The organism is Arthrobacter sp. GW822-FHT05G07 (genome assembly GCF_058799755.1).
Genome location: NZ_JBXALT010000008.1, coordinates 264,968 through 278,507, shown reverse-complemented (window position 1 = coordinate 278,507; position 13,540 = coordinate 264,968). Strand labels below are relative to the sequence as shown.

Annotated in this window: 9 protein-coding genes; all 9 read right to left on the bottom strand. The window is 62.3% G+C overall.

Going from position 1 to position 13,540, the window contains the following annotated elements; genetic code table 11:
- Positions 1–13: 13 nt before the first annotated feature.
- Positions 14–1,768: a glycerol-3-phosphate dehydrogenase/oxidase gene (locus AC1RJY_RS15780; protein WP_011775510.1), complete on the bottom strand. Its 1,755-nt coding sequence runs from the start codon at positions 1,766–1,768 to the stop codon at positions 14–16.
- A gap of 152 nt (positions 1,769–1,920) precedes the next feature.
- Positions 1,921–2,568, bottom strand: coding sequence for a hypothetical protein (locus AC1RJY_RS15775; protein WP_011775511.1), 648 nt, complete (start codon positions 2,566–2,568; stop codon positions 1,921–1,923).
- Positions 2,565–3,197 (bottom strand): hypothetical protein, encoded by a 633-nt coding sequence (locus tag AC1RJY_RS15770; protein WP_011775512.1) that lies wholly within the window; start codon positions 3,195–3,197, stop codon positions 2,565–2,567. Before AC1RJY_RS15770 ends, AC1RJY_RS15775 begins: the two co-directional genes overlap by 4 nt.
- A gap of 49 nt (positions 3,198–3,246) precedes the next feature.
- On the bottom strand, positions 3,247–4,128 hold the full coding sequence (locus AC1RJY_RS15765) for a WXG100 family type VII secretion target (protein ID WP_014922350.1): 882 nt from the start codon (positions 4,126–4,128) through the stop codon (positions 3,247–3,249).
- A 152-nt stretch (positions 4,129–4,280) separates the two neighbouring features.
- Positions 4,281–5,417, bottom strand: coding sequence for a GuaB3 family IMP dehydrogenase-related protein (locus AC1RJY_RS15760; RefSeq protein WP_011775514.1), 1,137 nt, complete (start codon positions 5,415–5,417; stop codon positions 4,281–4,283).
- Between the two features lie 104 nt (positions 5,418–5,521).
- Positions 5,522–7,414: an ABC transporter ATP-binding protein gene (locus AC1RJY_RS15755; protein ID WP_498602679.1), complete on the bottom strand. Its 1,893-nt coding sequence runs from the start codon at positions 7,412–7,414 to the stop codon at positions 5,522–5,524.
- A 97-nt stretch (positions 7,415–7,511) separates the two neighbouring features.
- Positions 7,512–9,023, bottom strand: a complete 1,512-nt coding sequence (guaB, locus tag AC1RJY_RS15750) for an IMP dehydrogenase (RefSeq protein WP_011775516.1) — start codon at positions 9,021–9,023, stop codon at positions 7,512–7,514.
- Positions 9,024–9,266: 243 nt separating this feature from the next.
- Positions 9,267–11,351 (bottom strand): acyltransferase family protein, encoded by a 2,085-nt coding sequence (locus tag AC1RJY_RS15745; protein ID WP_498602678.1) that lies wholly within the window; start codon positions 11,349–11,351, stop codon positions 9,267–9,269.
- The gene (locus AC1RJY_RS15740; RefSeq protein ID WP_498602677.1) at positions 11,348–13,447 is read right to left on the bottom strand and encodes an acyltransferase family protein; all 2,100 of its coding nucleotides are present in this window, start codon (positions 13,445–13,447) and stop codon (positions 11,348–11,350) included. Before AC1RJY_RS15740 ends, AC1RJY_RS15745 begins: the two co-directional genes overlap by 4 nt.
- Between the last annotated feature and the right edge of the window lie 93 nt (positions 13,448–13,540).

Below are 13,540 nucleotides of genomic sequence, written 5' to 3'. Positions count from 1 at the left end.
TTCCTTGAGCTGGTCAGCGCAGGGGAACGATGTCATCCACTCCCATGCGCGCGGCATCAGCCGATTCGTCATCGGGTTGCTGCTGACTGAGTCGTTCAGCTTCCACACGCGCCAGGTAGTGCTTGATTTCGCTCTCGCGCTGAGTCTCGCTCCAGCCAAGGATTTCTCCCATCAGCTTAGCTACTACGGGCGCGGCAGACACACCCCGGTCCCATGCTTCGATGGAGATCCGGGTGCGGCGGGTCAGAACGTCGTCAACGTGACGTGCGCCCTCGTGGGTGGTTGCGTAGACGACTTCTGCGGCCAGGTAGTCATCCGCTCCGGGAAGGGGCTCCCCCAGTTCCGGCCGGCCGGCAATGATATCCAGGACTTCCGGTGTCATGGATCCGAAGCGGTTGAGCAGGTGCTCCACGCGTGCAACGTGCACGCCAGCCTGTTCGGCCGACCTCCCGCGTCGGTTCCACGCCGCCTTGAATCCCTCCGCTCCCAGGAGCGGAATGGTTTCAGTGCAGCTGGACGGAACACGCTCGTCCATGGCCCGGGTTGCCTCGTCCACGGCGTCTTTGGCCATGACGCGGTAGGTGGTGTACTTCCCGCCGGCCACGACGACGAGTCCCGGCACCGGGTGCGCCACAACATGCTCGCGGGACAGCTTGGCAGTGGAGTCGTTGTCACCGGCCAGCAGCGGGCGTAGGCCTGCGTACACGCCTTCCACGTCCTCACGGGTCAGCGGACGCTTGAGGACCTTGTTGACATGCTCAAGCACATAATCAATGTCCTTGCTGGAAGCTGCCGGGTGTGCCTTATCCAGCGTCCAGTCGGTATCTGTAGTGCCGATGATCCAGTGCCGGCCCCAGGGGATCACAAAGAGCACTGACTTTTCGGTGCGCAGAATCAATCCCACCGTGGACTGGAAGCGGTCCCGCGGCACCACCAGGTGGATTCCTTTGGATGCGCGGACCTTCAGCTGACCACGGTCCGTCACCATTGCCTGCGTTTCGTCGGTCCATACGCCGGTAGCGTTGACCACTTGCTTGGCCCTGATTTCGAAGACGCTGCCGTCTTCCTGGTTTTCAACCTTTGCCCCGACGACGCGTTCTCCTTCGCGGAGGAAATCCACCACGCGGACACGGTTCGCTGCGTGGGCACCGTAGTGCGCCGCAGTCCTTACGAGGTTGACCACCAGGCGGGCATCATCCACCTGGGCATCGTAGTAACGGATGGACCCAACGAAGGCATCTTCTTTGAGGCTAGGAGCTGCGCGCAGGGTTCCTCGCCGGAACAGGTGCTTATGCATGGGGACGCCCCGGCTGTGGCCGGAGGTCAGACCCAAGGTGTCGTAGAGCATGATGCCTGCGCCCACATACGGACGCTCCCAAATACGGCGCGTCAGCGGATACAGGAAGGGGACCGGGCGCACCAGGTGCGGTGCGATCTGTTGGATCAGCAACCCCCGCTCTTGTAGTGCTTCCTGGACGAGGCCAAAATCAAGCATCTCCAAGTACCGCAGTCCACCGTGGATGAGCTTGGACGATCGGGACGAGGTGCCCGACGCCCAGTCCCGGGCCTCGACGATGCCCACTGTGAGGCCACGCGTCACGGCATCCAGGGCTGCGCCGGCTCCCACTACGCCTCCCCCGACAATCAGGATGTCGAGCTCTTTGCCCGCCTGGGCAGTGGCTTTCAGGACTTCGATCGATGCGGCACGGGATTCCGGGCTCAGTGCTCCCGGAGAATTCACCTGCGGACCGCCTGCGACATTGCTCATCGGACCCCTCCTCAAACGCAACCAGCTGGTAGTTCCTTACCCTACTTGTTGCTTGCCGCCTTGGGCAGAGCACTTTGGGCAGAGCACTTCGGGCAGAGCGCTTTGGGCAGAGCGCTATGTCCGGAGCTCCATGGCCAGAGCGGGGTCTGGGATCAGAGTGGCCCGAACGGCCTGTTGCCCGCAGGATCGCGCCACGTCAGGGACATCGCTTCAAGGGATCGCCGGAGCTCCGGGTCGGCCCCGATCCTCGCCCGGAAGTGTTCCCGGGCGTGTTGGGAGAAATAAGCCGGCGCGGCGAACAGGCTCACGGTCGCCAGCAGCAAGAGGGCATAAGCCGCAATGAAACCAAGCACGTGGCCGGGCCCTCTTTCAAGCAACGGACTCACAACGGGGAAAAGCCCAATTCCAAAGATCAGCGACAGGAAGGCTGCAAACCAAAGGCCGGAGGAGAACTTACCGGGGGCCCGCGAGCCCAACACGGGACGGATCCGGGGCACCTTGTTCAGCGTGCTTCGAAGTCCCGCGGCGATGCATACCAGTAGAAGGCCCACGCAAGCGAAAGCGATAACAACGCCGATGTTCCCTGCGAGCAGCAGCACCAGGAGGGCGGCCCCCAGCATGCTGCCTGCAGCGCCGAGGCAGGCAACGGCAAGCCCAAGGTACTGACCCCTGTTCCATGCCATGTCCCTCAGGACCGACGGAGCAGAGTTGGGCGCCATCAGGGCAGGACCGGAGGCGATCCAATAGTCCAAAGGGACGTGGTGGGGTGTTTGTTCTGGATACGGGAACTGCTGGCTCATGCGAAGGTCAAGGCCGCCGCGAATTCGTCGAAGGCTTGGTCTGCGGGCACAGGACGGTGAGGAGGGTTTTCCTCGTCGCCTGTGGCAAGGGTCCAGCTGCCGTCCACACCCGCTTTCAGGTGCGCAGTAACAGGCTTACCATCGGCGCGGTGGTGCTTGATCATGGCCGCGGCCGGCAAACCATCCGGGCCATCCACCAAGTAGTGCCGGGCAATCTCGATCCCCAGCGGGAGCATTCCCGAGCGCGAATCGATGGGCTGGACCTCGTGTACGCCATAGCGGCTGAGGTTCAGGAGAACGGAGCCTTGGTCTGAGCCCGCCGTGAACAACACGTGATCCGTGCTGGGGGTCACCAAAGCCATTTCCAACCATTCATCAGCACTGGAGACTACTGCCGCCACGATGGCACCACGGTCAACGGGCACGATGTCATCGCCGTCCACTTCAGCCAGCCCCCGCACCAACAGAGTGGTGATCCCGGCCTGTTCCAGCACGTCTTTGTCCGCCACCCCCGAGAGACGGAACAGCTCGCGTGTTTTCTCCGCGCCCCGGGTGGGGCGCATGGCCAGCAACGCCAAAAGCTCGTGGTCCGTCAGCCGCAGGGTTTCCAGGTTCGCCGTCTCTGTCATGCCGTCCTCATGTTGGTTGTCTGATTCCACGCTATCTTAGGAAGCCCGGTCAACCGCCGAGCCAACCCCAGACCTTCTTTGCACCATCCGCTACCGCCTTGGCGCCGTCTTCCACGGCCCCGGCAACGGCTTTGGCGCCGTCTACCACCATTTCCGAGGTGGAATCGTAGCCGAGACCCTTGGCCAGGAAGCCCATGCCTGCCCAGGCAAGGCTGGCACCGGCAAAGAACGGGCCAACTACGGGTATAAAGCTTCCGGCCGCCAGTACGGTTGTGATGCCGCCATCAGCCATGGCATAGCCGTCGCCGCGCATGTAGCCGTCAGCGAACTGTGCCACTCCCCCGATGACGCTTAAGACGCCGGCCGCGCGTCCCACCATGGATAGGCCGTTGAGGAGCTGGGTGCCCTTCAGATAACCGACACCCGGCATCTGTCCGAACTGTGCGCCCAACAGGCTCCACGGCTGACGCACCAGGAGGTTCGCCTTGCTCATCTTGTTCAAGAGCAGGTCACTGACGAATCCCGCCCCGGAGGCTGTGAAGTTCAGCGCTTGGTAGACAGTGTTGCCGTTGGCATCCACAACGGGCGAAAACGGAGTGGACGTTTGACCTGGCCCCGAGCCCGAACCTGAACCTGAACCAGAGGCAGATGAGCCTGTGGATCCGTGGCTTGCCTGCTCCTGCTCATCAGCTTGGGCAAGGAGTGCCTTGGCCTGCGTCCGGAGTGACTCGCTGGCCCCATGGAGCATTGGCCGCATCTTTCCGGACCATTCGGACCGGAAGCGCTCACCGTCGGCGCCCCGCCAGGCAGTGGAGGCGACGACGCCATTGATGTTCAGCTCAAGGTTGGACAGGGTGTTACCCGATGCCCCCATCACTTTGGACAGTGACCTTAGCTGGGCAACGTCTGCCCCATAAATGCCCGGCGCCATTCTCTCCCCCACTTTCTGCCAGCAAAAACTTCTTCGGCGTCAGACTACGGGGCAATGAAGGGAGCCGCGATGGGGAGAACTGCCCCGATGAAGAAAGCCCCCGTTGGCTCCGACGGGAATCGGTAGTCAACAGGGGCTTTCAGCGCCTGGTATCAGTTGCCTGCGTAGGGCGAAACTACGACGTCCACACGCTGGAACTCTTTGAGGTCCGAGTAGCCGGTGGTCGCCATGGAACGGCGCAAGGCGCCAATCAGGTTGGACGTTCCGTTGGTGTGGTGGCCGGGCCCGAAGAGGACCTCTTCCAGCGGGCCAACCGTTCCAACGTTGACGCGATCGCCGCGGGGCGATTCAAGGTGGTGTGCTTCAGGACCCCAGTGCCAGCCCCGGCCCGGCGCCTCTTCGGCACGCGCCAGTGCACTGCCAAGCATGACGGCGTCGGCGCCCATGGCGATCGCCTTGACGATGTCGCCGGAGCTGCCCATGCCGCCGTCGGCAATGACGTGGACATAGCGTCCGCCGGACTCATCCATGTAATCGCGGCGTGCTGCAGCCACATCGGAGATAGCCGAAGCCATGGGCGAGTGGATACCCAGGGCGCGGCGCGTAGTGGTGGTTGCACCGCCGCCGAAGCCCACCAGGACGCCGGCAGCGCCCGTGCGCATGAGGTGAAGGGCAGGGGTGTAGCCGGCTGCTCCGCCAACAATCACGGGAACATCGAGTTCGTAGATGAACTGCTTCAGGTTCAGGGGTTCGTGATTCTTGGAGACGTGTTCGGCTGAAACCGTGGTTCCACGGATGACAAAGATGTCGACGCCGGCAGCCACTACGGTCTTGTAGTGCTCTTGCGTGCGCTGCGGGGTCAAGGACCCGGCTACGGTCACTCCGGCGGCGCGGATCTCGGCCAAGCGGGAGCTGATGAGTTCAGGTTGGATGGGTGCCTGGTACAGGTCCTGCATGCGCCGCGTGACGGCGGGGCTGTTGGTTTCATCGGCCAGGTCTGCGATCTCGTCGAGTATCTTCTGGGGATCCTCGTAACGTGTCCAGAGACCTTCGAGGTCAAGGACTCCCAGGCCGCCGAGGCGACCAAAAGCGATGGCTGTATCCGGGGACATCACTGAGTCCATGGGAGCAGCAATTACGGGGGTGTCGAACTTGTAGGCGTCGATCTGCCACGAGACAGAGACGTCCTTCGGGTCACGCGTCCGGCGGTTCGGGACGATCGCGATGTCATCCAGGGAGTAGGCACGACGCCCACGCTTGCCACGGCCAATCTCAATCTCATAAGTCACTGCTCGAGTTTATCCCACCTCAACCAAGGCCCCGGTTTTGCCCCACCGCGCACCGGCACAGCGGACGCGGGCACAGCGGACGCCTACACAGCGCAGATGGGCGCTCAGGGACTGTTCTGGCTGGTCTCATCCACCGAAAGCTGGGATTCGAACATCCGGAAGTACCGGCCCCTCAATGCCACGAGTTCCTTGTGTGTTCCTTGCTCCGCAATGCGCCCGTCCTCCAGCATGTACACGATGTCCGCCTTCTCGATGGTGGCCAGGCGATGGCTGATGGCGATGATGGTGCTGCTACGGTCCGCGAAGAGCCGGGTGAAGATGCGGTGCTCCGCCAAAGCGTCGATGGCCGATGTGGGCTCATCCATGACCATGAACGAGGCATCACGGTAGAAGTTACGTGCCATTGCGAGCCGTTGCCATTGGCCGCCTGACAGCCCGCTTCCCTTGCGTCCTCGGGGGTCCTCCATCCAGTTGCTGACATGGTTCTCCAGGCCGTTTGGCAGCTTGTTGATGAACTCCATCGCTTCAGCGTCCGAGGCCGCACGCCGGATGCGGTCATCGTCCCGGGGCTGGTCCACATCGCCGAGGTAGATGTTCTCCGCCGCGGTGGCGAACTCATATTTCAGGAACTCCTGGCTCAGCACTGCGAGGTGCCGGTGCCAGCTGGTGACGTCAATCGTGGTGAGGTCAACGCCGTCGAGCAGAACCTGGCCTGAATCGGGCCGGTACAGTCCCGCCAAAATTCGGATCAGCGTGGATTTGCCGGCGCCGTTCTCCCCCACAATCGCGATGTGCTGACCTGCCCTGATGGTCATGGAAATGCCTTTGATGACCTCAATGTCGCTCCCCGTGTAGCTGAACCGGATGTCCCGCAGCTCCACGGTGTTGGGCGACGCGGGCAGAGGCTTTTCTTTCCCGCTGGGCACAGGAAGGGCCATGAAAAGCTCGTAGTCCTTGAGGTTTGCGAGGTCCTCATCGATTGAACTCAGCGACGAGACAAGGCTGTTGGCGGTGGACAGCGCGCGGCTCACAATCTGTTGGACATAGAGGAACTGGCCCACCGGCTGTGCCCTGGCGATGATCTGGCCAACCACCCAGATCAGGGACACAACTTCGGCTCCGTACTGCAGGGAGTCTGCGGCCAGCTGCTTGGGAATGTACCGCTTTTGGAAGTCCAGGCGCCTGCGTTCATCAGCATCCCGCAGCCTCGACCTGAGGTCCATGAGGTACCCCACGATCCCGTAAAGGCGCATCTCCGCAATGTGCTGGGGCCGAAGCAGGTTTTGCTCGATCATCCGGCGTTGCCGCCGCGAATCAACCTGTGTGTTCCAGTGCGCGATCTGTTCCCGGGACAGCTTGAACTGGAGGTAGACACTGGGCACGATAGCCACCAGCACAATGACTGCGATCCACCAACTGACCACCAGCAGGGCACCGATGGCCAGGACCACGGAGACGAACTGCGTGAAGATGGCCGCTATCCGGTCCAGAACGCGCGCATACGAATCGGAGAACCGCTTGGCGCGGTCGTAAAGATCCACCGTTTCCTTGTCGTCGTAGCGCCAGAACTCCAGCGCCAGAAACCGCTGGTACATCATGTCGCCAACGATGGCACCCACTTTGAAGCTCATCAGCTGCTGGATGTAGCGGTCAACGCTGCTGAAGGCCCCCCAGAACAAGCCCAGCGCCGCAGTGATGATGACGTACAGGATGGCCCGGGGGCCGGCGTCGGAGTCTCCCGCGTAACCGGCGGCCAGCGCTGTGGTGGTCAGCGCAGCGAAATAGGTGGTGACCAGCGGCAGCGTGGCCGAAATCAGCGATCCGGCCACCTTCATGATGACCGCCCCAGGTGAGGCTTTGAAGCTCACTTTCAGGACCTGTCCGACGGCGCGTGCGTACGGCCGCAGAGCCAGCTTGCGGGGCGGCGCCTTGCCCGGTTGGCTTGAATTCAGCCGGATCGATTCCGGGTGCCGCGGTTGCGCGGGCTTTTCTGACATGTGCCCAGCCTATTCTTAGGGACCGACAATGATGCGGCGTCCTGTTAAACAACTGTTCCCCGTGGAAACTTCCACGGGGAACAGCCAAGGTAATTGATCAGCGGGAACCGTAGTTGGGTGCCTCGACAGTCATCTGGATGTCATGCGGGTGGGACTCCTTGAGTCCCGCAGGCGTGATCCGGACGAACTTGCCGCGCGCCTTCAGCTCCGGAATGGTGGGAGCGCCGGTGTAGAACATGGTCTGGCGGAGGCCGCCAACCAGCTGGTAAGCCACCGAAGCCAGCGGGCCGCGGAAGGCAACGCGGCCTTCGATACCTTCCGGGATGAGCTTGTCGTCGCCGGAAACGTCCGCCTGGAAGTAGCGGTCCTTGGAGTAGGAGGTGTTCTTGCCACGGGACTGCATGGCGCCCAGGGAGCCCATGCCGCGGTAGCTCTTGAACTGCTTGCCGTTGACGAAGATGAGCTCGCCCGGGGACTCCTCACAGCCTGCGAGGAGGGAGCCCAGCATCACGGTGTCGGCTCCGGCAACCAGTGCCTTGCCAATGTCGCCCGAGTACTGGAGGCCGCCGTCGGCAATCAACGGAACGCCGGCAGGGATTGCTGCCTTCGCGGACTCGTAAATGGCGGTGATCTGCGGCACGCCCACGCCGGCAACCACGCGGGTGGTGCAAATGGATCCCGGACCCACGCCCACTTTGATGCCGTCGGCGCCGGCGTCGATCAGCGCCTGGGCGCCTTCACGGGTGGCAGCCTGGCCGCCGATGATGTCAACGTGCGCAGCGATGGGATCCGACTTCAGGCGGCGGATCATGTCCAGCACGCCCTGGGAGTGGCCGTTGGCGGTATCGACGAACAGTGCGTCAACGCCGGCGTCGATGAGCTTCATGGCGCGCTCCCAGCCGTCACCGAAGAAACCGATGGCGGCACCCACGCGGAGGCGGCCTTCGTCGTCCTTGGTGGCCAATGGGTACTGCTCTGCCTTGGTGAAGTCCTTGGTGGTGATGAGGCCCATCAGGCGGCCTTGCTCATCAACCAGCGGGAGCTTCTCGATCTTGTTGGTGGCCAGCTTGTGCGAGGCTTCCTCGCGGCTGATGCCCACATGACCGGTGATGAGCGGCATCTTGGTCATGGCGTCGCTGACGCTGCGCAGCGGGAATTCCGATTCCGGGATGAAGCGGGTGTCGCGGTTGGTGACGATACCCAACAGGCGTCCATCGGTGTCCACTACGGGAAGGCCTGAAACGCGGTAGCGGGAACACAGCTCGTCCAGTTCCTGCAGCGTTGCCTGCGGACCAATGGTCAGCGGGTTGGTGATCATGCCTGATTCGCTGCGCTTGACGCGGTCAACGTGCTCGGCTTGGTCGTCGATGGACAGGTTGCGGTGAACCACGCCCAAACCACCTTGGCGGGCCATGGCGATGGCCATGCGGGACTCGGTGACGGTGTCCATGGCTGCGGACAGCAACGGAGTCTGTACCGAGATGCGCTTGGAAATGCGTGATGAGGTGTCCGCGTCGGACGGGATGACATCCGTGTGGCCGGGGAGCAACAGGACGTCGTCGTAGGTCAGGCCGACAAAGCCAAAGGGATCGTGTTCGGGCTGGGTCATGAGTGTGCGCCTCTTACCTGGGTTCCGGGGGCTTAACTGGTAGGGGTTGCAACTGATGACCAGCCCGTCATTACGGGACTGGCCTGTGCATGAGGTACCTGTGCAGAAGTTACCTGTGCAGAAGGTATTGGATAAATACTAGAACCTCCGCGCCTATCGCCATATTCCGCGACGCCTGACTGTGAGCAATCCCACTGGCGGCAGGCCGGCGTCGTGCGTTTGAAACCGCCGGAGAGCGGGAACCTAGCTGGCTGGCCAACCGGTGGCGGCCAGCAGCCGTTCTTCAAACATCGGGATCATGGTTTGCACGTAGGTCTTGGTGAGGTGGTTGTCGTCCTTGTAGACATAGATGTTCCCAACCACAGCCGGACACGTCCCTTGCTCGCAGATGAAGTCGCTCATGTCCATCAGGTAGAGCCGCTCCACCTTGCCGACGTAATCGTCCAACGGTGACGACGCCGCCAGGGACTCTTCAAGCGGCACATTGCAGTCGGGCGAATCTTTGCCCTTCTTCTGGACGCATTCAGGCATGTTGAAGCCGAAACGCGGGTTGTCCCGGACGCCCACTACATCGATTCCTGCGTCTGTGAACGGCTTGATGCCTTCGAGGTACCCGGGCACTTCGGTCTCGAACGGGGCCTCGACGTGCGTCAGCGAAGCTACGGTGAACACGGCATCAGGCTTGTGCTCCATGACGTAAGCGGCACTAGCCTTGTTGAACTCGTTGCAAAAATCGGGCCTCTCCGGAGATTGGGCACCGAAACGGCAGCCACCCTTGAGCAACGTCACCACTTCCCAACCGTGTTCCTTGGCGATCGGACCAAGGGCAGCCGTGTACTGCTGGGAGTGCGAATCACCGAGCACCACAATTCTCTTGGTGACCACATCGGGTTCCTCATTCTGCAGGCAGCCCTCCAGCAGAGGATCGCCGGGCACGTTGTCCCCGGTGCACGGCCCATCGACGTTCGCCCACTCATCCTTCATGGCTGCAGGCGCCGGGATGATCAGGGCCTCTTCGCTCGGCCGACCGGAGTAGTCCGGGGACAACGCGGCAGCACCCGGCGTCAATTCCTGGGGCTGACCAGCAATCGCTGCAGCTTCCGCGGTGATGGCGCTTTGCCAAGCCGTGACCGGCAGCGCCAGCAGCGCACCGCAGGAGACAATCACGACGGCGGCCCGCCAGGACCGCACGTCTGGCCACTTCCAGCTGCGCAGGGGTACTTCCACATACCTTGTGGTGGCAACCGCGAGCAGCAGGGAACCCGCCATGATTCCCAGACCTTGGAGGAGGCTCGGCTGCTTGGTGCCGGAGGCCAGGAGGAAGAACACCAGCATTGGCCAGTGCCACAGGTACAGGGCGTACGAGTTGTCTCCCAGCATGACCAGCGGACGCGAGCTCAGGAGACGGTCGGCACCGAACCGGCTCCCGCTTTGCCCGGCGACGATCACGGCGGCGGCTGCGAGGGTGGGCCAAAGGGCTACGAACCCCGGGAACGAGCGGTCCACGGTGAGCATGAGCCCACAGGCGAGCATCGCTGCAATACCGGCCCATCCCAGAAAAACGCGGAGCCTCCGTTTTGGTTTCAGATACGGGATGGCCAGGGCCAGCAGTGAGCCCAAGGCGAACTCCCACAGACGGGCACGGGTATCAAAGTAGGCGTACGCCTGGTTGGTGGCGGTCTGCTCGATGGAGAACACGAGCGAAGCCACGAAGACGGCACCGAAGGCGATGAACAGCATTTGTCGGTGGGCTACGGCCTTCCGCTGCGGGAACAGCCTGGCCAGCTGCGGCTGCAGAAGGGCGACTCCGGCGAAGATCAGCGGCCACAGAATAAACACCTGGCCCTGCACGGACAGCGACCAAAAATGTTGCAGGGGGCTGGCGTCCACGTGCTGCTGGGCGTAGTAATCCACGGCGAACGCGGCAAGCTGCCAGTTTTGCCGGTACATGAGGGATGCCCACGCCTCCGTGAGCACATCAGGCCACCGGCTCTGCGGGATCAGCGCCCAGGTGCCGGCCAAGACCGCCAGCAGGACGACGACGACGGCGGGCAGCAGCCGCTTGAACACGTGGAGCCAGTGCCGCAAGAGTCTGAGTGGCTTATGACTTTCAAGCTTGCGCGTGAAGGACAACGTCAGCAGGAAAGCCGAGATGAGCAGGAAGACGTCCACGCCGCCCGAAACTTTGCCGAGCCAGATATGGTATGCCGCAACCATGAGCACTGCCAGTGCACGCAAGCCCTGGACCTCCGGACGGAAGCCGGGTTTCGCCGTCGTGCCTTCCTTGCCCGCCGCCGGGGACGTGGCGCTTGCGCGTGTATCCATCATTGTTGCCACCCTGTCGCGGCAAACCACCTTTCATCGAGCATGCCCGCCATGCTCTTGACGTAGGTTTTGGTCAGGTGGTTGTCGTCCAGGTAGACGAACGTATTACCGATGATGGGCGGACAGTAGATTCCCAGGCAGATCAGGTCCGTCATGTCCAAGAGGAACAGGTTCTGGTACTTACCCCTCACGGCGTCAAAGGGGCTGGGTTCGGCCAGGACGTCTGACTTCAGCGGGCGGCAATCAGGGCTGTCCACGCCTTTGGCGAGCGTGCAGTCCGTGAGGCTGTAAGTAAACCGTGGGTTATCCCGCACCGCCACCACCTGGATGCCCAGCCCCGTGACCTCAGGAATGAGGTCCTCGAAACCGTGGGTCAGTCGCTCGTCGGGCAAGGATGACACAGCCGCCGTGCCCACCATGAAGATGGCATCCGGCGCATGGTCCCGGATGTGGCTGCGCACTTCACTGTTGAACTCGTTGCAGCCCGGCTCGGACTCGGGGTCTTCTGTCATGAAGGGACAGGCTCCGGCGAGCAACGAGTAGACGCGCCAATGATGCTGCTCCGCCAACACTTCCAGGGCGGCAAGCCACTGCTGGGAGTGGGAGCTGCCAACTACCAGGACTGTCTTGGTGGCGTCGGCCCCGACGCCGTTCTGCTGGCAGTTGTCCTGAAGCAGCTGCGATTCCGGCTTAATGTCGCCCGAACATCCGTCGGACAGGTTGGCCCAGTCACTCCCAATCCTTTCCGCGGTGGGCTGGGTGAGCGCATTCGGAGCCACTTCATTCACATATGTGGGAAGGAGGGCTTTTGCACCGGGGTTATCGAAGACCATCCGCGCCTCCGCAGCTTGCTGGTCCACGTCCAACCTGTACTGGAAAGCGAGGAGGGGCGCGGACACCACTGCCAGGCAGGCCACGATCGCGATGACCGAGCGGCGGCGCTTCATCTCCGGCCACTTCCACTCACGGAAGGGCTTCTCTATGTACTTGGTGGTCAGGAAAGCCAAGACAAGTGACAGCGCAATAATGGCCGTGCCCGAAAGCCAGCCGGCGTGATCCTTGCCGCTCCAAGCCAAGGCAATCACCAGAATGGGCCAGTGCCAGAGGTAGAGGGCGTAGGAGTTGTCACCGAGCCGGACCAGGAATTTGGAACTCAGGATCCTGTCCACGCCGAAACGGCTCCCCGTCTGACCGGCTGCGATAACCGCGACGGCAGCCAGCGTGGGCCACAAGGCCACGAATCCAGGGAACGCAGTCTGCACCTGCAGAAGGATGCCGCAGGTGAGCATCGCTGCCACCCCAATCCAGCCCAAGGCCACACGGACAGGTTTGGAGAAGTTCAGGGCCGGCAGGATCAAGGCCACCAACGTGCCCAAAGCAAACTCCCACAAACGGGCAAAGGTATCGAAGTACGCTACTGCCTGGTTGTTGGCAGTGAAGATGATGGAGTAAATGAACGAGACCAGGAAAATGATCGCGAAGACGTACACCAGCGTGGCGCGGTAGCGGAGGGCAAAGCGGCGGCACACCAGCGCGACCGTTGCAAAGATGATGGGCCACAAAATGAACACCTGGCCCTGGATGGACAAGGACCAGAAGTGCTGCACAGGGCTCGCCATGCTGTGGTCGGTGGCGTAGTAATCAACTGCCAACTCCTGCAACAGCCTGTTCTCAAAGTAAAACAGCGAAGCCCAGGTTTGCTGGACGATTTCAACCCAGCGCGTGGCCGGCAGGAACGCGAAGGTTGCTGCGAGCGTGCCCACCAGAACTACGACGACGGCGGGCAGGAGCCGCCTGAACAGGTGCAGCCAGTGCCGCAGGAGGTCCATGGGGCGGCCCTGTTTGTAACGTCCCGTGAACTGGAGGGTCATGAGGAACGCTGAGATCAGGAGGAAGACATCAACGCCTCCGGAGACCCTGCCGATCCAGATGTGGTAACTGACCACCATGAGGACTGCGAGGGATCGAAGGCCTTGGATTTCGGGGCGGAACTTAGACTTCGCAACGGGTCCGGCAGCCCGCTTACCGTGGTGGGCAGGGGCTGGAATCGTTGGCGTCGTCACGTTAGGCAGTTCCTCAAAGCTTGTGGCACAAAGCATCAATATTACGCGGATTTAGCCGCGCAACCCATGGTGGAGGGTGTCCCTGGCCGCCATACGAAGCCCCATCAGCACAGGTCCAGCCATACATTC